At 58.0% G+C, this 20,732-nt stretch carries 17 protein-coding genes; 7 read left to right on the top strand and 10 right to left on the bottom strand.

Annotation, left to right across the window (positions count from 1 at the left end; genetic code table 11):
• Window positions 1–15 precede the first annotated feature (15 nt).
• Window positions 16–816 (bottom strand): alpha/beta fold hydrolase, encoded by an 801-nt coding sequence (locus I6L41_RS03710; RefSeq protein WP_139429492.1) that lies wholly within the window; start codon window positions 814–816, stop codon window positions 16–18.
• A 128-nt stretch (window positions 817–944) separates the two neighbouring features.
• Between I6L41_RS03710 and ppk2 the strand changes: the two genes are divergently transcribed.
• On the top strand, window positions 945–1,760 hold the full coding sequence (ppk2, locus tag I6L41_RS03705; RefSeq protein WP_005361444.1) for a polyphosphate kinase 2: 816 nt from the start codon (window positions 945–947) through the stop codon (window positions 1,758–1,760).
• A gap of 112 nt (window positions 1,761–1,872) precedes the next feature.
• Here the strand turns inward: ppk2 and I6L41_RS03700 are convergent, their stop codons facing one another.
• From I6L41_RS03700 to yejK, 5 genes are all read right to left on the bottom strand, one after another.
• A complete protein-coding gene (locus I6L41_RS03700; protein ID WP_005333867.1) occupies window positions 1,873–3,009 on the bottom strand; it encodes an ABC transporter ATP-binding protein in 1,137 nt (378 codons plus the stop codon).
• A 68-nt stretch (window positions 3,010–3,077) separates the two neighbouring features.
• Window positions 3,078–3,968: a maltose ABC transporter permease MalG gene (gene malG / locus I6L41_RS03695; protein ID WP_005333868.1), complete on the bottom strand. Its 891-nt coding sequence runs from the start codon at window positions 3,966–3,968 to the stop codon at window positions 3,078–3,080.
• A gap of 12 nt (window positions 3,969–3,980) precedes the next feature.
• Window positions 3,981–5,633, bottom strand: coding sequence for a maltose ABC transporter permease MalF (gene malF / locus I6L41_RS03690; protein ID WP_005333870.1), 1,653 nt, complete (start codon window positions 5,631–5,633; stop codon window positions 3,981–3,983).
• A 75-nt stretch (window positions 5,634–5,708) separates the two neighbouring features.
• Complete coding sequence (gene malE, locus I6L41_RS03685; protein ID WP_005333871.1) at window positions 5,709–6,890, bottom strand: maltose/maltodextrin ABC transporter substrate-binding protein MalE; 1,182 nt, start codon at window positions 6,888–6,890, stop codon at window positions 5,709–5,711.
• A 408-nt stretch (window positions 6,891–7,298) separates the two neighbouring features.
• Window positions 7,299–8,348 carry a nucleoid-associated protein YejK gene (gene yejK / locus I6L41_RS03680; RefSeq protein WP_019445372.1) on the bottom strand — a complete coding sequence of 350 codons (1,050 nt, stop codon included), beginning with the start codon at window positions 8,346–8,348 and terminating at the stop codon, window positions 7,299–7,301.
• A gap of 73 nt (window positions 8,349–8,421) precedes the next feature.
• Here yejK and I6L41_RS03675 point away from each other — a divergent pair, with 73 nt between their 5' ends.
• Both I6L41_RS03675 and I6L41_RS03670 read left to right on the top strand, forming a co-directional pair.
• Window positions 8,422–8,649 carry a YejL family protein gene (locus I6L41_RS03675; protein WP_005333874.1) on the top strand — a complete coding sequence of 76 codons (228 nt, stop codon included), beginning with the start codon at window positions 8,422–8,424 and terminating at the stop codon, window positions 8,647–8,649.
• 47 nt (window positions 8,650–8,696) lie between these two features.
• On the top strand, window positions 8,697–10,547 hold the full coding sequence (locus I6L41_RS03670; RefSeq protein ID WP_005352950.1) for a DUF3413 domain-containing protein: 1,851 nt from the start codon (window positions 8,697–8,699) through the stop codon (window positions 10,545–10,547).
• 85 nt (window positions 10,548–10,632) lie between these two features.
• On the opposite strand, the gene I6L41_RS03665 is transcribed toward I6L41_RS03670, so the two are convergent.
• On the bottom strand, window positions 10,633–11,499 hold the full coding sequence (locus tag I6L41_RS03665) for a MetQ/NlpA family ABC transporter substrate-binding protein (RefSeq protein ID WP_254203390.1): 867 nt from the start codon (window positions 11,497–11,499) through the stop codon (window positions 10,633–10,635).
• A 523-nt stretch (window positions 11,500–12,022) separates the two neighbouring features.
• Between I6L41_RS03665 and I6L41_RS03660 the strand changes: the two genes are divergently transcribed.
• Window positions 12,023–13,897, top strand: coding sequence for a S8 family serine peptidase (locus I6L41_RS03660; RefSeq protein ID WP_216962072.1), 1,875 nt, complete (start codon window positions 12,023–12,025; stop codon window positions 13,895–13,897).
• 18 nt (window positions 13,898–13,915) lie between these two features.
• Entirely contained in the window at window positions 13,916–14,374 is a 459-nt protein-coding gene (locus I6L41_RS03655) for a hypothetical protein (protein WP_058056145.1), read from the top strand.
• A 67-nt stretch (window positions 14,375–14,441) separates the two neighbouring features.
• Here the strand turns inward: I6L41_RS03655 and ppsA are convergent, their stop codons facing one another.
• Window positions 14,442–16,814, bottom strand: a complete 2,373-nt coding sequence (gene ppsA / locus I6L41_RS03650) for a phosphoenolpyruvate synthase (protein ID WP_216962069.1) — start codon at window positions 16,812–16,814, stop codon at window positions 14,442–14,444.
• Between the two features lie 347 nt (window positions 16,815–17,161).
• Between ppsA and I6L41_RS03645 the strand changes: the two genes are divergently transcribed.
• A complete protein-coding gene (locus I6L41_RS03645) occupies window positions 17,162–17,974 on the top strand; it encodes a pyruvate, water dikinase regulatory protein (protein ID WP_005344832.1) in 813 nt (270 codons plus the stop codon).
• 239 nt (window positions 17,975–18,213) lie between these two features.
• On the opposite strand, the gene I6L41_RS03640 is transcribed toward I6L41_RS03645, so the two are convergent.
• Window positions 18,214–18,549, bottom strand: a complete 336-nt coding sequence (locus tag I6L41_RS03640) for a hypothetical protein (protein ID WP_216963820.1) — start codon at window positions 18,547–18,549, stop codon at window positions 18,214–18,216.
• A gap of 347 nt (window positions 18,550–18,896) precedes the next feature.
• On the opposite strand from I6L41_RS03640, the gene I6L41_RS03635 reads away from it, so the two are divergent.
• Window positions 18,897–20,279 (top strand): amino acid permease, encoded by a 1,383-nt coding sequence (locus I6L41_RS03635; RefSeq protein WP_005352966.1) that lies wholly within the window; start codon window positions 18,897–18,899, stop codon window positions 20,277–20,279.
• Between the two features lie 86 nt (window positions 20,280–20,365).
• Here I6L41_RS03635 and I6L41_RS03630 read toward each other — a convergent pair whose 3' ends face one another.
• Window positions 20,366–20,692, bottom strand: a complete 327-nt coding sequence (locus I6L41_RS03630) for a helix-turn-helix transcriptional regulator (protein WP_042053131.1) — start codon at window positions 20,690–20,692, stop codon at window positions 20,366–20,368.
• Between the last annotated feature and the right edge of the window lie 40 nt (window positions 20,693–20,732).

The following is a 20,732-nucleotide window of genomic DNA, read 5'->3' as shown; positions in this document are numbered from 1 at the left end:
GCGTCCAATTCAGGCTTACAGCGCCGCCAGAAACTCGGCCAGCTGCTGATTGACGAAGGCCGGATTTTCCAGCGACGAGATGTGGCCAGCTGCCGGGATCTCCCTGAACGGGCAACCCAGCACCTCGGCCATCAGATAGCCCTCCAGCACCGGACGGGCCTTGTCCTCACAGCCTGTCATCACCAGCGCGGGAGTGGTGATCTCCTCCAGCCACTCGATACGATCTTCGCGGGTCACAAAGCTGCGGCCCACCGCCACCATGGCGGCGATCTTCTCGTTTGGCCAAGCGGCCAGACGCGCCTTGAAACCACTCATCAGCGCCTCATCAGGCTGGCTGGCAAAGAAGATCGGCGCCACCTGTTCAACGATGGGCGCCGGAATGGTGCCGAGCTGTTCGATCATCGCCAGCATGCCGAGGTAGCGCTCGCAGGTGATCTGCGGCTCGAGGCCGACAAAACTGTCCATCAGCACCAGACCCTTAAGGCGGTTTGGCACCATGCGCGCCAGCTCAACACCCCACATGCCGCCGATGGAGAGGCCCACCAACACGAACTCGTCAACCCCGAGGGCATCGAGCAGCGCCAGGTGATCCCGCGCCAGCGTCGCCAGGGTGCAGCCACCTTCGGGGAGCAGGTCGGAATCGCCGTGGCCCCACAGCTCGGGAACGATGCAGCGATAGCTGCCCTTGAGCGCCTCAATTTGCGGCGCCCACATGGCGCTGTCCCACAGATAGCTGTGACCAAACAGCAGTACCGGCCCTTGTCCTTCATCCAGATAGGCCATCCGGCGGCCCGCTATCTCCATAAAATGCTTCATGTTATCTCCTGTTGCCAGCGATGGGCGGGCAGTGTATCACGTCCCCCTTGGCAGGTGACGCCTCCCTGGTGCAAGCTGACAGTGACTCAAAGAAGTCACCTATGAAAGGATGCCAAAAGGAGAAGCCCATGGCGAAGGAGAAGAGCAAGAAGCGGCCGCGTCTGGACAAGAAGTGCTACGAGCACCACCTTGCCCATCTGCAGGAGGAGCTGGTCAAGCTGCAGGAGTGGGTCAAGCAGGAGGGACTGAAGGTGGTGGTGCTGTTCGAGGGACGGGACGCCGCCGGTAAAGGGGGCGTCATCAAGGCGATCACCGAGCCGCTAAACCCCAGGGTCTGCCGGGTCACGGCGCTGCCCGCCCCCTCCGATCGGGAGCGCTCCCAGTGGTACTTTCAGCGTTATGTGGCCCACCTGCCCGCCGCTGGCGAAATGGTGCTGTTTGACCGTTCATGGTACAACCGAGCCGGAGTCGAGCGGGTGATGGGATTTTGCAGCGATGCCGAGTATCGCGAGTTTCTGCGCGCCTGCCCCGAGTTTGAGCGGATGCTGATCCGCTCCGGCATCACCTTGATCAAATACTGGTTCTCGGTCAGCGATGAGGAGCAGGAGAAGCGCTTCAAGGAGCGGATCAACACCCCCATCAAGCGCTGGAAGTTCAGCCCGATGGATTTGCAATCCCGGTCACGCTGGGTGGAATACTCCCGCGCCAAGGATGACATGTTCACCTACACCGACACCGAGGATTGTCCCTGGTTCGTGGTGGAGGCAGATGACAAACGCCGTGCCCGCCTCAACTGCATTGCACATCTGCTGAGCAAGGTACCCTACGAGGCGATCCACTACGAGCCTATCAAGCTCCCCCCCATCAAGACCGAAGGGTATGAGCGCCCGCCGCTGGCCAGCCAGACCTTTGTGCCCGATATTACCGCCGAACTCGAGGCTTGAACCGGGTTACCTTGCCTACCTGCATGTTCAAATCGCAGGCAATAAAAAGCCGGTCTGACGACCGGCAAAAAGGCATTGATTATTAAGAAAGGAAAACCAGCACAACAAAAAATCAGGTACGGATATATTTGGCGGTACGGGGGAACGCCTGCTCCTTGGCATCGAACAGGTAGCAGGCTTCGGCCGGGATACCCACGCTGTAGGTCTGACCGGTCGCCACATCCACATCCGAGGTAGCCTTGACGGTAAAGTCGTGACCATCCACATCCATATAAACGAAGGACTCGGCACCCAGGTGCTCGGCCACCTGCACGATCCCACTCACCTTGCTGTGCGCATGGGGGTGATCCAGCGGCATCAGGTGCTCGGGGCGAATACCCAGCTCCACCTTGTCACCCACAGCGCCACTGCGGGCATCGACCCGGGCACGCACGGTATCGCCAGAGGTCAACTTGACCAGGCACTCCTGCTCGCCAATCTCCAGCAACTCGCCCGCCAGGAAGTTCATCTTGGGAGAGCCGATAAAGCCCGCCACGAACTTGTTGTCCGGGTTGTGGTAGAGATCCAGCGGTGAACCGAACTGCTCCAGGTTGGTGGCAGCTTCGGCCTTGAGCGGGCTCAGTACCACAATCTTGTCGGCCAGGGTCATCGCTTCCACCTGATCGTGGGTCACGTAGATGATGGTGGAGTTAAGCTCTTTGTGCAGCTTGGCGATCTCGATCCGCATCTTGACCCGCAGCGCGGCATCCAGGTTGGAGAGCGGCTCGTCAAACAGGAACACCTGCGGCTGCTGCACGATGGAGCGACCGATGGCGACACGCTGACGCTGACCACCGGAGAGCGCCTTGGGCTTTCTGTCCAGCAGCGGCTCAAGACCCAGGATCTCGGCGGCGCGCATCACCCGCTTGTGGATGTTCTCCTTGTCCATTTTCTTGAGCTTCAGACCAAAGGCCATGTTCTCGTAGATGTTCATGTGCGGATAAAGGGCGTAGGACTGGAACACCATGCCGACGTTGCGCTCTACCGGCGGCACGTCGTTCATGTAGCGACCACCGATGGTCAGCTCACCGCTGGTGATGTCTTCCAGACCCGCGATCATCCGCAGCAGGGTGGATTTACCACAGCCGGACGGGCCGACGAAGACGATGAACTCGCCCTCCTTGATGGAGAGATTGATATTGCGCAGGGTGTCCTTGTGAACAGCCGGATCGTAATTTTTGCGAACGTTGTTGAGTACTACTTCAGCCATGACGAGCTCCGCTCTTGAATCTTTGCAAATCGTGATAGCGGGGGGAGTCAGCTCCCCCGGCCATAAACTTAACCTTTCACACCGCCGGCAGTCAGACCGCCAACCAACCAGCGCTGTGCCAGCAGGAAGACCACTGTGATGGGGAAACCGGAGAGCACTGCGGCCGCCGCGAAATCACCCCACAGATAGTTCTGCGGATAGAGGTACTGCTGGGCCCCGACCGCCAGGGTCAGATTGTTCACATCCTGCAGCAGGATGGAGGCCATGGGCACCTCGGTAATGGAACCGATAAAGGCCAGAATAAACACTACCGCCAGGATGGGCACCGACAGGGGCAACAGGATCAGACGGAATGCCTGCCACGGGGTCGCACCGTCGATGGCCGCAGCCTCCTCCAGGGAGGAGTCGATGGTCTCGAAGTAGCCCTTGATGGTCCAGACGTGCAGGGCAATCCCCCCCATGTACGCCAGGATCAGGCCACCGTGGGTGTTGAGACCGAGCCAGGGGATGTAGTCACCAATCTTGTTAAAGAGCGCGTAGATGGCTACCAGTGCCAGCACAGCCGGGAACATCTGGAAAATCAGCATGCCCTGCAGGATGGTGGACTTGCCACGAAAACGCAGGCGGGCAAAGGCGTAAGCACAGGTGGTGGAGAGCGTCACGATCATCAGGGCAGTGATGCCGGCGATCTTGATGGAGTTCCACAACCAGGTCAGCACCGGGAACGGCGGCGGCGTGATGCTGCCGTCGGCGTTGGTGATGGACATGCCCAGCGCCAGCTTCCAGTGATCCAGCGTCGGATTGGAGGGGATGATCTCCCCTACCGCGAAGTTACCGTTACGGAACGAGATGGCGATAACCATGATCAACGGGAAGATGATCAACGCCAGGAAGCCCCACATGACCAGGTGGGTTGCCCACACCCGGTATTTGACTGATTTGGGTTGTACGATTGCCATGTTGAAGCCTCCTTACAGCTGCTTGTCGGCTTTGGACAATTTCAGGTTGAGCAGCGCCAGCGCACCTACGATGAGGAAGATAGCTGTGGCGATGGCACTGGCCAGACCGTAGTCCTGACCACCCGATCCCTGGAACGCAATCCGGTAGGTATAACTCACCAGCAAGTCGGTGGTACCGGCCGGGGTGCTGGCGCCGATGATGTCGGGCGCACCGTTGGTCAACAACTGGATAAGCACGAAGTTGTTGAAGTTGAAAGCGAACGAGGCAATCAACAGCGGTGTCAGCGGCTTCATCAGCAGCGGCACGGTGATCTTGAAGAAGTTCTGTACCGGGCCAGCACCGTCCATGGCGGACGCTTCATAGAGATCTTCCGGAATGGCTTTGAGCAGGCCCATGCAGAGGATCATCATGTAGGGGTAGCCGAGCCAGGTGTTGACAATCAGGATCATCACCTTGGCCAGGAAGGGGTTGGTATACCAGTCCGGCTTGATGCCAAACGCCGCTTCCAGGAACATGTTGATCTCACCGAAGTTCTGGTTGAACAACCCCTTGAACACCAGGATGGAGATAAACGCCGGGATCGCATAGGGCAGGATCAGCATGACCCGATAGAAACCGCGCCCCTTGAGCTCTTCCCACTGCACCAGACAGGCCAGCACCATGCCGATAGCCAAGGTGAAAGCGACGGAGCAGGTTGAGAAGATCACGGTCCAGATGAAGATCTGCAGGAAGGGTGACTGGATGCCCGGATCGGTGACGATGCGCGCGAAGTTCTTCCAACCAACGCTCACCACAAAGCCCGGAGCAATACCCTTGCCGACAAACTGACCCTGTTCGTCGATGTACTGATAGAAGCCGGTCTCGCCATTGGGCAGCATCAGCTCGCCATTCTGGGTATCACGCAGCAGGTTGCTGTCTTTGATCACCACGCCGGACTTGAGCACGGCACCATCCATCAGACGGGTGTAGTGCTGCTTCTGGGCGGCAAACTTGCGCAGACTACTCAGGGTCAGGTGGGTACCGCCATCCGGCAGCACCAGATCAAGGTCACTCAGGTGAGTACGATGCTCAACAATGGCGCGGATCGGTGCGGCCTTGCTGGCCGCTTCGCCGGTGAAGGGCTGCAGCTCGACCACTTGCTGGGTGTTCTGCACACGGCCCTCGCGGGACGCCAGCTCACGGGCCTTGTTGGTCATCAGGGAAACAGGTTGGCTGATAAAGGATTGATCATCCTGTGTCAGCAGCAGCTGGAACTGGCCGTTGTCGCCACCCAGCAGGGTAAAATCGAATTCACCGCCCGCCACCTTGTAGGTTTTCTTCAAGTGGTAGTCCCGCGCCTGCTCCACGGAGAGCAAGTTGGACCCCGAATAGTTGGTGAAGGCAATGCCAATGGTGTAGGCAAGAGGGAAGATGATAAACACAACCATGCCCGCAACACCCGGAAAGATGTAGCGATGGGCATAGGTCTTCTTGTTCATGAAGACATACAGACCGACGGAAACCACCACCAGATCCAGCAGCGCGAATACCCACTCGCCACTGGCGTACATCATCACGGCTGCGTAGCCGTTGAGGATGGCAACCAGGGCCGCTATGGTCCACTTAAGCCAGGTGTGCTTATCCTTCGGACCGGCATAGGACTCAACAGAAGGTACTACTTCCATGCCAATTAACCTTTATAACGCCAAGAGAGATTTGAGAGAGTGGGAGGCCATGACGGCCTCCCGGGTAGTGCGTGCTTACTGAACGATACGCTTGGCAGCGGTATCCAGAGCTTCGTCAACACCCTGACGACCGGAGGTCACGTTCTTGAGGGCAGTTTCGAAGGAAGACCAGAAACGGCTCATCTCGGGAACGGATGGCATCGGCTCGCCAGCCTGGGCGTTCAGCATGGTGGCCTTGATGTGCGGATCGGATTCCAGGGTCTTCTGGAAGGATTTCAGCGCAACGGCACCCAGCGGCTTGTCGGCGTTAACCGGCGCCAGACCGGCATCGGTCAGCAGGTAGTTTTCCAGGAACTCGATAGCCAGATCCTTGTTCGGGCTGGCGGCGTTGATGGTGGCACCCAGTACGCCAACGAAGGCTTTGGCCGGCTTGCCGTTCAGGGTCGGCAGCGGCGCTACGCCGTACTTGATGCCGCTCTTGTCCAGGTTGCTCCAGGCCCAGGGACCATTGATCATCATGGCCACTTCGCCCTTGTTGAACTTGGCGTCCATCACACCGTAGTCGATGCCTTTTTCAAGGTGACCGGACTTGATCATCTCGGAGATGTAGCCCACGCCCATCTTGGCACCTGCGTTGTTCACGCCGGTATCTTTCACGTCATAACCGGTAGCGGTTTTCTTGAAGGCGTAACCACCGTTGGCAGCCACCAGCGGATAGCTGAAGTACGGGGTGTCATAAGCCCACATGATGGCGCGCTTGCCGTTTTTCTTCAGAGTCTCGTCAATCTTGGCGATCTCTTCGAAGGTTTTCGGCGGCTCGGGCAGCAGGTCTTTGTTATAGATCAGGCTGACCGCTTCCATGGCAACCGGGTAGCCATAGGTTTTGCCATCAACAGTCATGGCATCCCATGCCAGCTGTTCAAATTTGCCTTTGGTGGCAGCGTTTGGCGTTACCGGAACCAGCAAACCGGCTTTGACCCACTCACCGTAACGGTCGTGAGCCCAGAAGAAGATGTCCGGGCCGTTGCCAGTGGCGGCGGCTTGCTGGAATTTCACTTCAACCTGATCCGGGTGAGCCACAGTAACCTTGATGCCGGTTTCTGCTTCAAACTTCTTACCCACTTCAGCCAGACCGTTGTATCCCTTGTCACCGTTGATCCAGATGGTCAGCTGGCCTTCATCGATGGCAGCAGTAGCAGAGCAAGCGACGCCAAGAGTGGCCAGACCGATCAGGGATGACAGCAATTTCTTTTTCATGAGCCTTTCCTTGTATTAGTTCCGCGCTGTAAGAGCATTGTGTGCGAGATGAATATTATCCCAAGCGGCAAACGGCTCACATGACGCAACTCGCATTTTTGAAATGCAATTACGTATTTCCTTCCAGAAAGTTTTGAAAACATTTTCTTATTTCAGGGAATTACGGCCATTTATCGGCTTAATTCCAGACAACCACAGAATAATAATTACCAAAATGAAATAAAATTTCATGAGTGAAAGGGTTTTCACCTCAATGAAAACCCTTTCAGATGGTTTATTTTGTTTGATTTGTTAACAAAGTACCGCGCCAGTTTCGAGGTCTGCCCGGGCGCAATAAAAAAAGAGACCCCGCCGGGGCGGAGTCTCTTTTTGCCAGAAATGACGAGTTGATCACACTCGGGAGCATGACTACGACTGGCGCAGCAGCTGATCCTTGAGATTGGGCGGCACACCCTTGATGGTCAGGGTGTCGGTCTGGGGATCGTAAAAGATCCGGCTGTTCAACAGCTTCTGCTCAAAGCTCAGAGTCAGACCGCCGCCGGAGCCGACAAACTTGGTCAAACCACGCAGGGTAGAGCGATCCGCCGGGAAGCGCTCTTCCAGCTCATACTCCTGACCGATAAAGCTGTAAAAATCGAGGTCACCGTCGCCGGGCAATTCTGCAGACAGCTCCTTGATTTCGATCTCTTCACCGGCGCTCGCCTGTTCGGTGCAATATTTGAAGACCTGCTTTTTATAGTCATTGCGCTCGGTCGGTTCGAGCTGACGACTGTCGCAATAATCTTCGACCGCCTGCAGCAAGCCTTTATTTTGTACCTTGGCATCCATGCCCTCGCGGGCACCCAGCAGATCCATAAAGAAGTCGCCCAGTTTGCGACCAATGCGCCCCTTGCTGAAGGTGATATAGCGGCGCGAATCAGGTTGGGTTTTCCATTCGGTCAAATCAATGCGGGCCACCAGATTGAGTTTGCCGATATCCAGATACTGGATATGGCGTAATTCCAGCGCTTCGCTGACGGTGACGCTCTCCTTGCCCTCCAGCAGGGCAATCAGCAGATAATCGACCCCGACGTAGTTATATTTTGCAAACAGCAGCACCCCCTGCTCATCGAGGGCGTGCTCCACCAGCTGCTTGACCAGCATCTGGGTCACAGTGACCGAGAAGGGAACGAATTCGGTCTGCTCGGCGAGCAGCTGTTCGAGGGCGATACGAAACGCGGGTGAAGGCTGCTTGGGAGCCTCTTCACCGTCGGCCAGCTCGGCGACGGCGGCCTCGGGGTCGGCAAAGAAGCCAAAGCCCTTGCCACCCTTGCCGTTGTAGATCCGATGCAGTTCCGCCATCAGTCCCTGTACCGCCTCATCAGGGGGCAGGGTCTGGCTGCGGGTATCGGCGTGGGGTTGACCATCGCCGCCCTGGCGCAAGGAGTGAAGAATGATCTTGTCGATATCGAGACTCATGTCACAAAGCCATAGTGTTAGCCGAAAGGGTGAAGTATTATAAGGCGCTTTGAACCGAGATGAACTGAAGATTATGCCTATCGTATCAAAGTACAATAACGAGCAATTTGACGCCCTGATGAACGACCTGATCACCGCGCTGGAAAAGCATAAAGCGCCGGTAGATCTCAGCCTTATGGTGCTTGGCAATCTGACCACCAATATCATCAACGGTATGGCACCGGCCCAGCGCCAGGCCATCACTGAAAAGTTTGTCCAGGCCCTGACCGCATCGGTCGATAATCGCCACGACGCACACTGAGTCCCCGACTCTGTTGATTTGACGTTTCTCAACGCAGATGGATCACTATGGTCGAAACCGGTAACCCCTATCGTGATAATGTCTCTCGCCTGATCACCTGGGGGCATTGGTTCTCCTTCTTCAACATTATTCTGGCCATGCTCATCGCCACCCGTTATCTGGGTGCCATCAGCTGGCCATCGACCACGCTTGGCGTGATCTATCTCGTTGTAAGCTGGATTGGCCACTTCTCGTTTCTGAGTTTTGTCACCTACCTGTTGACGATCTTCCCGCTCAGCTTCGTGCTGCCCAAGGAGAAGTCGTTGCGGTTCATCTCGGCCATCATCGCTACCCTGGCGCTGGTGCTGCTGCTGATCGACACCCAGGTATTCCGGCTGTTCAAGTTCCACCTCAACAGTCAGGTATGGCAGTTGCTGCTGGATCAGGCGCAGACCGAAGAGGGCTCAATCTGGAGCATCATCTTCGTTGCCGTGCCCACCATCTTCCTGCTGCAACTGCTGCTGTCGGCCTATGTCTGGCGCAAGATCAACAAGCGCAAGCGCCGCCAGTACGGCAATCAGGTGGGGCTAGCCCTGCTGATCTGCTTTATTCTGACCCACGTGGTCAACAGTTGGGCGGATGCGACTCTCTATCAGCCCATCACCATGCAGAGAGCCAACTTCCCCCTCTCCTACCCCATGACGGCCCGCTCCTTCCTGGCCAAACATGGCTGGCTGGATCTGGATCAGTACGAGAAGCAGGCTGCTTCCCAGGGGGATAACAGCGACAGCCGGATGCACTATCCGCTGCGCCCGCTCAACGTCAACGCCCCCCTGACTCACAACAATCTGCTGATTGTGGTGGTCGATTCGCTGCGCTTTGACATGCTCAACAACATCAACATGCCCAATCTGCAGCGCTATGCGGATCAGCATCTGACGTTCCGCAATCACCTGAGTGGCGGCAACGACGACCTGATGGGCATGTTCAGCCTCTTCTACGGGTTGCCCGGCCACTACTACAAGGACATCAGCAGCGACAAGCGTCCGCCGGTGCTGTTCGACGAGATGCTGCGCCAGGATTACCAGTTCGGGCTGTTCGGCGCGATGGAAGATGCCCAGAAGTATCGCAAGAGCATCCTCGCCGGTCTGCGCAAACAGGTGTTTGTCTCCGAACAGAGTGACGATGGCAAGCTGCTGACCGACTGGCAACAGTGGCTGGAGAAGCGCTCTCCCGAGCGCCCCTGGTTCTCGCTGGTCTATCTCTCGAGTCCCGGCGACTACCAGTTGCCCGCCACCATGAAGGGGCCGTTCCAACCGGAGCTTGCCAACTTCAATCCGGCGACCGCCTATCGGGCGGAGAACCTGCAAAAACTGGAAAACCGCTACAAGAACTCGGTCTTCTATACCGACCAGTTGCTTGAGCAGATGCTGACCAAATTGCAGTCGCAGGGGATGGACAGCAACACCATCGTCGTCATCACCTCCAACCACGGTCAGGAGTTCAACGACACCCGCAGCAACAGCTGGGGCGCAGGCAGCAACTACTCACCCTATCAGGTGCAGGTACCGCTGGTACTGGCCTGGCCGGGGCGCGGCAGTGACGTTCGGGAACAACCAAGCAGCCATTTCGATCTGGCGCCGACCCTGATGCAGGGGATGCTGGGCGTGCGCAATCCGGCGCGTGATTACAGCGTTGGCCGCTCGCTGTTTGATACCAGCCCGCGCAACTGGCTGCTGGCCGGGGATCAGAACGACTTCGCCATCTATGAAGGGGACACCATCACCCACTTCAACAAGCAGGGTGACTTCGAACTGCTGGAGCGCAACAGCTATCGCCCGATCAAGCACGGCACCCCGGATATGGGCGCCATGATCCAGGTGATGAACGAGCTGAACCGCTTCTATCGCAACCAGTGAAGCGCCCTTTGATGGCTTGATACCATAAAAAACGCCCCGAATTCGGGGCGTTTTTCGTTGTATAGCCGGGCCACGTTCACGACTGTCAGCCACCCCACCCTTGCGGGTACTTGTAGCCAACGAAACGCTTGGCTGCATAGGCTTTGAAAGCCGCCGAGTTGTAGGCCGCCGCCACATCTTTGGCAAACGGCTGCTCCGCATCTGCGCTTTTCACCACCACCCAGTTGATAAAATCGTAGCTGCGCTCCAGAAACAGTCCTTCACTGAACGGGATACCGCTGGAGGCAGCAAAATTACCGTTGATCACCGAGAAGTCCACATCCTCCCGCGAGCGGGGCAGTTGCGCCGCCTCCAGCAACACCAGCTTGAGATTGTGCGGATTGTTCACCACATCAAACTCGCTCGCTTTTAGCGGGTTTATCCCCTCCTTGAGAGTGAGCCAACCAAGATCCTGCAGCATCAACAACGCCCGCGCCTGATTGGTGGGATCGTTGGGAATGGCCACCGTGCTTCCCTCTTTCACCTTGTCGAGTGCTGCCAACTTGCCGGAATAGAGTCCCATCGGACCGGTTGGAACCTGGGTAATGGGCGCCAGCGACAAGCCGCGATCTTTGGCAAAACTCTCCAGATAGGGTTTGTGCTGGAAGCAGTTCACATCCAGTGATCCGTCAGCCAGAGCAATATTGGGGGTCACATAGTCGGTGAACTCCACCAGCTTGACCTTGTATCCCTTGGCCTCCAGCTGCGGCTTGATGGAGTCGGTCACCATGTCGGCAAAATCCCCCACCGTAGTACCAATCACGATCTCCTGTTTGGTCGGCAAGGGCGCATCGGCGGCAACCGCGGAAAAAGAGAGGCTCCCGACCACTATCGCGGCAATAAAGGTGCTGGCACCAGCAGTGGCGCGCAAGGAAGCAGTCAAAGGAGAAGATAAGAAGGAACGAAACAGCATAGGGACTCCCTGTCAGGTACGCATCAAACTATGGGACTGCGGCGGGGTGGCTCTCAGAGATTACACCCCTCACACCGCGGCAATCTAGCCATCCAAACGGCTATTTTCGTTACCATAACAGAGCCATCCACCGCCGCCAAGCAATAAACCGCTGGTCCCACCTCATCCCCCTTGCTGTCACCCCCGAATGCATAGCTGCACTCACGTTGGCACACACAACCATGCAGCTCACGTTCAAGAGCGCACGAGCTCCCCTCGGGATTACCCCGAATCGAGATGGCTGCGGCGAAGGAGAGTCGCGAGAGGAGTGAATTACAGATAAAAAGATCAGTAGTGAGCTGTGAGAACCATTCTCAATAGAACACATAACCAGTGTCATTGGAATACCTACCACAAACTGGATCGGATTTCTTTGAACCTCATTACGTTTTTTGAAAATGGCTCTTTTTGAACCCCTGTCACCTGTGTATAGATTTCCGTCGCACTCAGGATGAGTGCGATCCAAGATGGAGTTAAAAAAATAATGAAGCAAACATCGTTAGCACTGGCGATCACAGCACTGCTGTCGACCCTGCCCAGTGCGCTCGTTCAGGCAAATGAAGGTTGTGCGCCGCTCACCGGCAAGGAGAGCGGCATGGATATCGGACGCAGCAGCACCGAGCGCTGCCTGCCAGGTGCCAATCCCCTGCAGGATCAGCAGTGGTATCTGCTCAACAGCGGCCAGGATGGATTCAGCGCCCGTGGTGGCGTAGCAGGCAACGACCTCAACCTCTGGTGGGCACATCGCACCGGCGTGCTGGGTCAGGGGGTCAATGTGGCCGTGGTGGATGATGGCTTGGCTATCGCCCACCCGGATCTGGCGGACAACGTGCGTCCGGGCTCAAAAAACGTGGTAACCGGCAGCGATGACCCGACCCCGACTGATGCGGATGCGGCCCACGGCACCTCGGTCTCCGGCATCATTGCGGCGGTAGACAACGCCATCGGTACCAAGGGGATTGCCCCGCGAGCCCAGTTGCAGGGGTTCAACCTGCTGGATGACAACAGCCAGCAGTTGCAGAAAGATTGGCTCTACGCCCTTGGCGACAGCGATGCCAGCCGCGACAACCGGGTGTTCAACCAGAGCTACGGCATGAGTGTGGTGGATCCCCGCTCTGCCAACTCTCTGGATCAATCCCAGCTTGATCGCCTGTTTGAACAGCAGACCCTCAAGGCGCAGGGCGCGGCCTATATCAAGGCCGCCGGCAACGGCTTCAACAAGATAGCGGCGGGGGGCTATGTGCTTAACCGCACCGGCAATGGTCCCAAATTGCCGTTTGAAAACAGCAACCTCGATCCCTCCAACAGCAACTTCTGGAACCTGGTGGTGAGCGCGCTCAACGCCGATGGCGTCAGATCCTCCTACTCCAGCGTCGGCAGCAACATCTTCCTGAGCGCGACCGGCGGCGAATACGGCACCGACTCTCCGGCGATGGTGACCACGGATCTGCCCGGCTGCGACATGGGTTACAACCGCACCGACGATCCCAGCACCAACCGGCTACACGGCAACCCGCAGCTGGATGCAAGTTGCGACTACAACGGCGTCATGAACGGCACCTCCTCCGCCACCCCCAGCACCTCGGGCGCCATGGCACTGCTGATGTCCGCCTACCCGGATCTGTCGGTACGTGACCTGCGGGATCTGCTGGCGCGCAGCGCAACCCGGGTCGATGCCAAACATCAGCCCGTGATGGTCAGCTACACCAGCAGCACCGGCAAGGTGCGTGATGTGAAAGGGCTTGAAGGGTGGGAGCGCAACGCCGCCGGCATGTGGTTCAGCCCGACTTACGGTTTCGGTCTGATCGACGTCAACAAGGCCCTTGAGCTGGCAGCCAATCACCAGCCCCTGCCCCCGCTGGTACAGCTGCCATGGCAGAAGATCAATGTCACCGGCAGTGCCGCCGCCATTGCGGATGTGGGCAACAGCCCGACCAGCTCGACAACCCGCATCGCGACACCATTGACGGTAGAAGCGGTTCAGGTGATGGTGAGTCTGGATCATCAGCGCCTGCCCGATCTGCTGATCGAACTGGTCTCCCCCGCTGGCACCCGCAGCATCCTGCTGAGCCCCTTCAACAGCCTGGTCGGCCAATCTCTCGACCAGCAGCAGCTGGGCTTTGTGCGAACCAAGGGATTGCGCGACATGCGGATGCTATCCAACAAGTTCTACGGCGAATCGGCGCAAGGCACATGGCGACTGGAAGTAACCGACGTTGCCAACGGTACCCGTCAGGTCTCTCTGCTCAATCGCGAGACCCGTGAGCGTACCACCCTGACTGAGCGCAACAATCGCCAACCGGGCAAGCTGATCTCATGGTCCCTGCGGGTCCTGGGTCACGATGCCAACCGCAGCTAACACGCTAGGAGTATTACCATGAACAAACCTGTTACCTTGCTTCTGGCAACCCTGCTGGCCCCCCTCTCGGGACAGCTCTGCGCCCAGGAGTCCGTCACCATGGATGGCAAACAATACAGCACCATAGAGGTGAACGGCCAGACTTACCTCATTCCCGACAACGGCAGCAAGAAGCGGGTCGCCCGCAGCCTTGACAGCAAGGTCCCGCAACAGACCCTGCGCCGTGGTGACGTGTTGATGCAAGGGGCCGCCAGCCCGGAGCTGACTGTAAGCGGTACCCTGCTGGTGGAAGCTGACGATGCCAGCGCCAAAGCGCTGGCGACTCGCCACGGCCTGAACTTCAAGCAGAGCAGCGGTGGTATCGCCCTGCTAGAGGCCAAACCGGGCACCGATCTCAACGCCATCGCCACCAAGCTAAAGAGCGAAGGGGTGAATGTGCAGATCGAGCTGTCGGGGGCCGAACAGCAGCCGAAATAGGTCGCGACAGACAAATAACAAAGGGGGCCATCATGGCCCCCTTTCTGCTGCTCATTTTGACAGTGACTTACTTGGCGCCATGCTGCTCCGCCAAATAGAGCCAGGTATCGACCACGGTATCGGGGTTGAGCGACACCGAGTCGATCCCCTGCTCCACCAGCCAGGCGGCAAAATCCGGGTGATCGGATGGCCCCTGACCGCAGATCCCCACGTACTTGCCCGCCTTGCGCGCAGCCTGGATCGCCATCGCCAGCAGCGCCTTGACCGCCTCGTTACGCTCGTCGAACAGATGGGCAATCAGCCCCGAGTCCCGATCCAGCCCAAGGGTGAGCTGGGTCATGTCGTTGGAACCGATGGAGAAGCCGTCCACGTGCTCCAAAAACTTGTCTGCCAAAAGGGCATTGCTCGGGATCTCGCACATCATGATCACCTTGAGCCCCCGCTCGCCGCGGCGCAGACCGTTCTCGGCCAGGATGTCGATCACCTGCTCCGCCTCGCCCACGGTGCGCACGAAAGGGATCATCACCTCGACGTTGGTCAATCCCATCACATCGCGCACCCGCTTGATCGCCTCGCACTCGAGGGCAAAGCAGGGGCGGAAGCTGTCGGCGATGTAGCGGGATGCGCCACGAAAACCGATCATCGGGTTCTCCTCGTGGGGCTCGTAGCCACGACCGCCCAGCAGATTGGCGTACTCGTTGGACTTGAAGTCCGACATCCGCACGATCACCCGCTCCGGCCAGAAGGCGGCCCCCAGAGTGGCGATCCCCTCGGTCAGCTTGGCCACATAGAACTCCCGCGGGCTGTCGTAACCGGCGATCATCTTGCCGATGGTGGCCTGCAGCTCTGGGGTTTGCTGGTCAAACTCCAGCAAGGCCTTGGGGTGCACGCCGATCATCCGGTTGATGATGAATTCAAGGCGCGCCAGCCCTACCCCGGCATTGGGCAACTGGGCAAAGTCGAAAGCGCGGTCCGGGTTGCCGACGTTCATCATGATCTTGATGGGCAGGCGCGGCATATTGCCCACCTCGGTCACCGCCACGTCGAAGTCCAGCTCGCCGTCATAGATAAAACCGGTATCCCCTTCCGCGCAGGAGACGGTGATCCGCTGGCCCAGCTGAATATGATCGGTAGCGTTGCCACAGCCCACCACTGCCGGAATGCCCAGCTCGCGAGCGATAATGGCGGCGTGACAGGTGCGGCCACCCCGGTTGGTGACGATGGCGGAGGCCCGCTTCATGATGGGCTCCCAGTCCGGGTCGGTCATGTCGGTAACCAGCACATCGCCGGGTTGCACTTCGTCCATCTGGCTGATGGAAGAGATGACCCGCGCCGGGCCTGCACCAATCTTGTGGCCGATGGCACGCCCTTCGATCAGCACCTTGCCCGACTGCTTGAGGGCAAAACGCTCAAGGGTGTTGGCCTCCTGCCGGCTGCGCACGGTTTCCGGGCGGGCCTGCACGATATAGAGCTGGCCATCCTGACCATCCTTGGCCCACTCGATATCCATCGGGCGGCCATAATGCTGCTCGATGATGAGGGCCTGTTTCGCCAGCGCCATCACCTCCTCATCGCTGATGCAGAAGCGGCTACGCTCGGCCTCATTGGTATCGACAATCTTCACCTGACGGCCGTGACCGGCATCGTCCGAGTAGGTCATCTTGATAAGCTTGGAGCCGAGGGTCTTGCGCACCACCGCCGGGCGCCCCCCCTTGAGGGTCGGCTTGTGCACATAGAATTCATCCGGGTTGACCGCGCCCTGCACCACCATCTCGCCCAGCCCCTGGGCGCCGGTGATAAAGACCACGTCGTTGAAACCGGACTCGGTATCCAGGGTAAACATGACGCCGGAGGCGGCGAGATCCGAGCGCACCATCCGCTGCACCCCGGCCGAGAGGGCAACACCCTTGTGGTCATAGCCCTGATGCACCCGATAGGAGATGGCGCGATCGTTGAACAGAGAAGCAAACACATGCTTGACCGCCGTCATGACGGCATCGATGCCACGTACGTTGAGGAAGGTCTCCTGCTGACCGGCAAAGGAGGCGTCCGGCATATCCTCGGCGGTGGCGGAGGAGCGCACCGCAAACGAGGCCTCGACACCGGCACTCAACTTTTCATAGGCAACCCGGATCGCCTGCTCCAGCTCGGGCTGGAACGGGGCTTCGATCACCCAGTCGCGGATCTGCTGACCGGCCCGGTTGAGGGCGGCGATATCGTCCACGTCCAGATTGTCGAGCAGATGGTGGATCTTGCCGTTGAGGCCGCTTGACTCCAGAAACTCGTTAAACGCAAAGGCGGTGGTGGCAAAGCCCCCCGGCACGGATACGCCGGCGCCAGAGAGGTTGCTGATCATCTCGCCAAGGGATGCGTTCTTGCCGCCAACTCGTTCTACGTCCTGCATTCCGAGTTGTTCGTACCAGAGCACGTACTGTTGCACTTGGATGTCTCCAGGTTGGTGGGCACCGATGCCATAGCACCTCGTGCGCCCGATTTAATCGATGAGGTTATGGGTAAGTCAGGTGCGTTATTGTCTGTTTCTTTTGTTGCCAACGACCATGAAAACGTTTTCCACTGGTTTTCAAAAAAATCCCCGAGCAAGAGGTGGGGATGGTCGAATGACCGGAACATTCTACAATGGCGACACAAAAAGATAACGATTCAGGTTTGCAAGCCACTTCACAACTTGGGCACAGCAGACCGGTTGACAAAACTGGTATGGTTTCGGGAGATACTTCTCCCCCCTTACCCCATGCGACCCCACCCGCGGTATCACAGGAGCCCTACGTGCACACCGTATTTTATGTTTCAGACGGCACCGCCATCACCGCCGAAGTGTTCGGTCACGCGGTATTGAGCCAGTTTCCGCTGGCCTTCGAGCAGATCACTATCCCCTTTGTGGAGACACTGGAGAAAGCGCGTCAGGTGCGGATGCGGATCGACGAGCAGTTTCGCCAGACCGGGGTACGCCCCATTCTGTTTCACACCATCGTCGACCCGCTGGTACGGGAAGAGGTACTGAAATCGGAGGCGTGCGGCCACGACTTTCTCAATACCTTCGTCAGCCCGCTGGAGCAGGAGCTGGGGGTCAAAGCCGAGCCCCGCCTCCACCGCACCCACGGTATGGAGAATCGCAAGCTCTATGACGATCGCATCGAGGCGGTCAACTTTGCGCTGGCCAACGACGATGGCATCACCACCAAAGAGTACGATGAGGCGGACATCATCCTGATCGGGGTCTCCCGCTGCGGCAAGACCCCCACCAGCCTCTATCTGGCGCTGCAGTTTGGCATTCGCGCCGCCAACTACCCCTTTATCGAGCAGGACATGGGCATGCTGGAGCTGCCCGCCCCCCTCAAGGCCAACCGTCATAAGCTGTTTGGCCTCACCATAGCGCCGCAGCGGCTGCATGAGATCCGTAACCAGCGCCGTGCCAACAGCCGCTACTCCTCCATCGAACAGTGCGAGCAGGAGCTGGCCTGCGTGGAGCGACTGTTTCGCCAGGAGGCGATCCGCTTCCTCGATACCAGCTCCCACTCGGTGGAGGAGATCAGCGCCAAGGTCCTCGAGGCGACCGGTCTGCGCCGCCAGCTCTGTTAAGCCAACTTGACAGCTATCGGCATCAACAAAAGATAAAAATTACAGTGTCGCGGCGAAAGTCAGCTGTGGCGAATTGCAATTCACATAGATGGCAGTGAAAAGCAGGGATAAAAAAGGGATAAGCACCACAAATGCTTATCCCTCTTCTTGTCGACCTTGCCGTTGTGCCCTTGTCACCCGCTGCCAGCTAGCCGCTATTCGATTCCGTTCTGCTGCGCTCGGCAAACAGCCAGCGTTCACTAACGATTGAGCTCAGGGTTGTTCATCAACCGGGCATAGAAGGCCAGCAAACCGTGGCGCAGGCGAACCCACTCCGCCAGCCAGCCGCCAACGAGCGCCCCCGTTCCCCCACTAACCAGCAACAGCGGCTGCCAGTAGTGCAGCAACCCCTGATCACCGAGCAACAGCCAACCCAGCAACATAATCGCGGCCACCAGCAACAACAGCGGACTAGCAGCAATCCCTAACCAGAGCGCCACCAGCACACCCCGGGCAACCCCTTGTTGCAGCACGCTTTCGCGCTCTCTGTACTCCAACTCCCTGCACTCTTCCCTGTACTCTCGCTTGTTTGGCATCATTTGCATCCATTTGTGGCTTGGCACCACAAAAGCACACCAACAAGACAAAATGTCAATAAAACAGAATTCGATTGCACAAACATCAACCAAAAACTACCAAGAAGCCTCTTCAGATCATGAAAAAGCTGCCTTTGGTACAAAATACGGCCATTAGAGATGGAAAACAGGTGCATTCATGGCGGATTATCACTATTCTGCTTCGGTTGCCAGCCAACACTAAAAATTGAAAATGGCATGGCGTAACGAAATAAATACGGCTTTCGTCAGGTTTTGGCTACGCACTGCGGCCTGCTCAGGATGAGCCCAACACCGACCAGAGACAACAGAGACGTAAGGACAGACCCATGGATTTGAAACAAGACGGTGAGGAGCTGAAGCGCGGCCTTAAAAACCGCCACATTCAGTTGATTGCTTTGGGCGGCGCCATCGGCACCGGCCTCTTTCTGGGCATTGCCCAAACCATCAAGATGGCAGGCCCCTCAGTCCTGCTGGGTTATGCCATCGGCGGCTTTATCGCCTTCCTGATCATGCGCCAGCTCGGTGAAATGGTGGTGGAAGAGCCGGTAGCCGGCTCCTTCAGCCACTTTGCCTACAAATACTGGGGTGAGTTTGCCGGTTTTGCGTCCGGCTGGAACTACTGGGTGCTCTACGTGCTGGTGAGCATGGCCGAGCTGACCGCGGTGGGCATCTATGTCCAGTACTGGTGGCCCGAGATCCCGACCTGGATGTCGGCAGCCTTCTTCTTCGTGCTGATCAACGCCATCAACCTCTCCAACGTCAAAGCGTTTGGCGAGATGGAGTTCTGGTTCGCCATCATCAAGGTGGTCGCCATCATCGGCATGATTGGCTTTGGCGGCTATCTGCTCCTCTCCGGTGCCGGCGGACCCGAGGCAAGCGTCACCAACCTGTGGGCCCAGGGCGGCTTCTTCCCCAACGGCATCAGCGGTCTGGTGATGGCGATGGCGGTGATCATGTTCTCCTTTGGCGGTCTGGAGCTGGTGGGCATTACCGCCGCCGAAGCGGACAACCCCGAGAAGAGCATTCCCAAGGCCACCAATCAGGTGATCTACCGCATCCTCATCTTCTACATCGGCGCCCTGGCTATCCTGATGTCCCTCTATCCCTGGGGTAAAGTGGTGGAAGGCGGCAGCCCGTTCGTGATGATTTTCCACGCTCTGGACAGCAATCTGGTCGCCACCGTACTCAACATCGTGGTACTGACGGCGGCACTGTCGGTCTACAACAGCTGCGTCTACTGCAACAGCCGGATGCTGTTCGGTCTGGCCAAGCAGGGCAACGGCCCGAAAGCCCTGCTCAAGACCAACAAGAGCGGCGTGCCGCTGGTTGCCCTCTCGGTCTCGGCCATCGCCACCCTGCTCTGCGTGCTGATCAACTACCTGATGCCGGGCAAGGCGTTCGGCCTGCTGATGGCGCTGGTGGTCTCCGCACTGGTGATCAACTGGGCGATGATCAGCCTCGCGCACCTCAAGTTCCGCAAGGCCAAGGTCGCAGAAGGCGTCCAGCCCAAGTTCAAGGCGTTCTGGTACCCCTTCGGCAACTACCTCTGCCTCGCGTTTATGGCCGGTATTCTGGTGATCATGTATATGACCCCCGATTTCCGCATCTCGGTCGAACTTATCCCCGCCTGGCTGGTGGTACTGGGCATTGGCTTTGTCATCAAGCGCAAAGGACAGGCCCAAAGCAAGGTTGCAGCCAATCTGGGTTAATACCCGCAGTTGAGAAAAACAATGCAAAACGCCGATCGCATGATCGGCGTTTTTATTGCGCGCAGCACGACTAGCAGCCATAGCCCTCAGGAAGACAGTTCTTGCCTTTGATCTTGCCGATGCTCCGGGCTGTTGACGCAACACTCATCGCGGAAAAAGGCGATGATCTCCTCCAACACCGCGTATTGAGAGACGCAAAGCAGGGTGCGACTCTCCCGGTTTTGCTTCACCAGCCCCACCGAGACCAGCGCCGCGATATGGTGGCTGAGGGTAGAAGCGGGGATCGCCAGCTGCTTTTGCAGCTCCCCCACCGGCAGCCCCTGCTCTCCCGCCTTGACCAGATGCTTGAAGATAAACAGCCGGGTCGGATGACCCAGCTCTTTCAATGCCTTGGCGACCTCTTCCAGTTGCATCTCTGCGCCCTCCACGAATTTGACATTTCGATAATACCAG

It is taken from the genome of Aeromonas sp. FDAARGOS 1411 (assembly GCF_019047125.1).
GTDB classification, from domain to species: Bacteria; Pseudomonadota; Gammaproteobacteria; order Enterobacterales; family Aeromonadaceae; genus Aeromonas; species Aeromonas veronii.
This window is presented reverse-complemented; position numbering and strand designations above follow the sequence as displayed.

Coding starts and splice junctions, on each gene's coding strand:
- I6L41_RS03710 (WP_139429492.1), bottom strand. CDS start 816: ATGAAGCATTTTATGGAGATAGCGGGCCGCCGGATGGCCTATCTGGAT.
- ppk2 (WP_005361444.1), top strand. CDS start 945: ATGGCGAAGGAGAAGAGCAAGAAGCGGCCGCGTCTGGACAAGAAGTGC.
- I6L41_RS03700 (WP_005333867.1), bottom strand. CDS start 3,009: ATGGCTGAAGTAGTACTCAACAACGTTCGCAAAAATTACGATCCGGCT.
- malG (WP_005333868.1), bottom strand. CDS start 3,968: ATGGCAATCGTACAACCCAAATCAGTCAAATACCGGGTGTGGGCAACC.
- malF (WP_005333870.1), bottom strand. CDS start 5,633: ATGGAAGTAGTACCTTCTGTTGAGTCCTATGCCGGTCCGAAGGATAAG.
- malE (WP_005333871.1), bottom strand. CDS start 6,890: ATGAAAAAGAAATTGCTGTCATCCCTGATCGGTCTGGCCACTCTTGGC.
- yejK (WP_019445372.1), bottom strand. CDS start 8,348: ATGAGTCTCGATATCGACAAGATCATTCTTCACTCCTTGCGCCAGGGC.
- I6L41_RS03675 (WP_005333874.1), top strand. CDS start 8,422: ATGCCTATCGTATCAAAGTACAATAACGAGCAATTTGACGCCCTGATG.
- I6L41_RS03670 (WP_005352950.1), top strand. CDS start 8,697: ATGGTCGAAACCGGTAACCCCTATCGTGATAATGTCTCTCGCCTGATC.
- I6L41_RS03665 (WP_254203390.1), bottom strand. CDS start 11,499: ATGCTGTTTCGTTCCTTCTTATCTTCTCCTTTGACTGCTTCCTTGCGC.
- I6L41_RS03660 (WP_216962072.1), top strand. CDS start 12,023: ATGAAGCAAACATCGTTAGCACTGGCGATCACAGCACTGCTGTCGACC.
- I6L41_RS03655 (WP_058056145.1), top strand. CDS start 13,916: ATGAACAAACCTGTTACCTTGCTTCTGGCAACCCTGCTGGCCCCCCTC.
- I6L41_RS03640 (WP_216963820.1), bottom strand. CDS start 18,549: ATGCCAAACAAGCGAGAGTACAGGGAAGAGTGCAGGGAGTTGGAGTAC.
- I6L41_RS03635 (WP_005352966.1), top strand. CDS start 18,897: ATGGATTTGAAACAAGACGGTGAGGAGCTGAAGCGCGGCCTTAAAAAC.
- I6L41_RS03630 (WP_042053131.1), bottom strand. CDS start 20,692: ATGCAACTGGAAGAGGTCGCCAAGGCATTGAAAGAGCTGGGTCATCCG.